Here is a 2,844-nt window from a genome sequence, read left to right as displayed (position 1 = left end):
GCTCCACCCAGTAGGGCTGCCTCTCGAACGGGTAGGTGGGGAGGAGCGTCCGCCGGCGCCGCTCCCCGGCCGCGAAGCCGTCCCAGTCCACCTGGACGCCCGCGATCCACAACCGGCCCAGCGTCTCCAGGAGGTGCACCTGGTCCGACTTGCGCGTGTACGAGTGCCGCAGCGAGGCGAGGGTCGACGACTCCGCCGCGCCTGCGTGCAGTGCGAAGGTGCCGAGCGTGCGGCCCGGCCCCACCTCCAGCAGCACCCGGCTCCCGTCGCTGAGCAGCTCGGCCATTCCTTCGGCGAAGCGCACGGTGCGGCAGAGGTGCCGCGCCCAGTACTCGGGGTCGGTGGCCTCCTCCGCGCGGATCCACGTCCCCGTGACGTTGGAGACGAACGGCACCTCCGGCGGCGCCAGCCGCACGGCGCGCAGCCGCTCGGCCAGCCCCCCGGCCACCGGCTGCATCTCGGCGGAGTGGAAGGCGTGCTCGGCGTTCAGGCGGCGGCAGGCCACTCCCTCAGCCCGCAGCTCGGCCTCCAGCGCGTCCACGGCCTCGATGCGTCCCGAGACGGTGCACAGCCCCGGCGCGTTGTGCGCGGCCAGCGCGAGCCCGCCGCGCAGCCGCGGCTGGAGCTCCGCCGGGTCCGTCGGCACCGCGAGCATCGCCCCCGCGGGGAGCCCGGAGATCAGGCGGGCCCGGTGGGCGAGCAGCGCCAGGGCGTCCTCCAGGGTGAAGACGCCCGCCACCGTGGCGGCCACGTACTCGCCCAGCGAGTGGCCGATCATCGCCTCCGGCCGCACGCCCCAGCTCATCCAGAGCTGCGCCAGCGCGTACTCCACCACGAAGGTCGCCGGGTGCGCCGTGTCCGTCCGCCCCAGCGGGTCGCCGCTTCCCGCCGCGCCCCCGGCCAGCATGCCGCGCAGGTCGATCGATCCGTCCGCGCCTGCGTCCGTCCCGCCGCCCCCGGCGGTCTGCTCCGGGGCGGGATCGCCGGGGAAGAGCGCCTCGAGCACGTCGGACCCGTTGTGCGCGAACAGGATCTCGGCGCAGCGGTCCACCTCGCGCCGGAAGACCGGTTCGGCCTCGTACAGCCCGCGCGCCATCTGCACGTAGTGGTCGCCCACGCCCGGGAAGAGGAACACCACCGGGCGCTCGTCCCGCTCCTGCGCTCCTTCGAGCACCCGCCGCGCGTCACACGTCTCCAGCGCCGCGACGGCGTCCTCCCGGCCGCGGCACACCAGCACCCGGCGGTGGGCGAAGCGCCGCCTGCCCACGCGCAGCGTGTGCGCCACGTCGGCGAGCTTCTGCTCCGGGTGGGCGCGGAGGTGCTCCGCGAGCCGCCCGGTGGCCGCATCCAGGGCGCCGGGGGTGCGAGCGCTCAGGACCAGGAGCTGCCACGGCCGGGACGGGCCGGACGCCCGGACCGGCGGCGCCTCCTCCAGGACCACGTGCGCGTTGGTCCCGCCCATCCCGAACGAGCTGACCCCCGCCCGCCGGGGGGCGTCGTTGCGGGCCCAGGGCCGCAGCTCGGGGTTGACGTAGAAGGGCGAGCGGTCGAAGTCGATCCTCGGGTTCGGCGTGCGGAAGTACGGCGAGGGCGGGATCTCCCCGTTCTCCAGCGCCAGGGTCGCTTTGATGAGCCCCACCACCCCGGCCGCCGCGTCCAGGTGCCCGATGCTGGACTTCACCGCGCCGAGCGCGCAGCTCCCCGGGGTCCCCCGACCGAAGACGGCGGCCAGCGCCGCCACCTCGATGGGGTCGCCCACCTCGGTCCCGGAGCCGTGCGTCTCCACGTACGAGATCTCCGCCGGGTCCACCCCCGCCGCCGCCAGCGCCTCTGCGATCACGGCCGCCTGACCCTCCCAGGCCGGCGCCGTGAAGCCCATCTTCTCGTCACCGTCGTTGTTGACGGCCGAGCCGCGGATCACGGCGTGGACGTGGTCCCCGTCCGCCAGCGCGTCCTCCAGCCGCTTCAGCACCACTACCCCCGCCCCGCTCCCCCCCACCGAGCCGCGCGCCGCGGCGTCGAAGGGGGTGCACTCCCCCGTCGGCGACAGGATCCCTCCCGGCTGGTAGCGGTAGCCGCGGTGCTGCGGCACGGCGATCCGCACTCCGCCCGCCAGCGCCACGTCCGTCTCTCCCCACAGCAGGCTCCGGCACGCGAGGTGGACGGCCACCAGCGACGAGGAGCAGGCCGTCTGCACGTTCATGCTGGGGCCCTTCAACCCCAGCTTGTGTGAGGTCAGCGTCGCCACGGACGTGCCGTTCGACAGCAGCACCTGCGTCGTACCGACCGCCCGGGCCAGCGTCCGCTGCGAGAGCACGTCCAGCACGTAGCGGTTCTCCCCCCTGGAGGCGAAGACCCCCATGCGCCCGCCGTACCCCCGGGACGCGTAGCCCGCGCGCTCCAGCGCCTCCCACGCGCACTCCAGGAACACGCGCTGCTGCGGGTTCATCACCATCGCTTCGCGAGGGGTGAAGCCGAAGAAGGAGGCGTCGAACAGCTCCGCGCCCTCCAGCACCCCGGAGACGGGGACGTAGCCGGGCGAGCGGAACTCGCGGGGCGAGACTCCGGCCGCGGCCAGCTCCTCCTCCGTGAGGCGGCGGAGGGAGCAGACGCCGGAGCGGAGGTTGCGCCAGAACTCGTCGAGGTCGCGCGCGCCCGGGAAGCGCCCCGCCATCCCGATGATGGCCACTTCGTTTCCGCCGGGAGCTCGCATCGGGCCCTTCCTGATCGGTGCGTGTCGGGTGGCCCCGGCGTCGCGCGGGGGCCGGGGGCCGGGGCCCGTGAGGTCCGCATCGGCGCGGGCGGGGTCCGGCCGGGGTCCCGGCGTGTCCGCCGGCTCCGGGA

1 protein-coding gene is annotated in these 2,844 nt (G+C 75.2%); it reads right to left on the bottom strand.

Annotated features, from left to right (window positions below):
- The coding region (locus VGR37_22815; protein ID HEV2150249.1) for a type I polyketide synthase at positions 1–2,689 on the bottom strand (2,689 nt) is incomplete at its 3' end.
- Between the last annotated feature and the right edge of the window lie 155 nt (positions 2,690–2,844).

This window comes from Longimicrobiaceae bacterium (assembly GCA_035936415.1).
In the GTDB taxonomy this organism is placed as follows: domain Bacteria; phylum Gemmatimonadota; class Gemmatimonadetes; order Longimicrobiales; family Longimicrobiaceae; genus JAFAYN01.
This window is presented reverse-complemented; position numbering and strand designations above follow the sequence as displayed.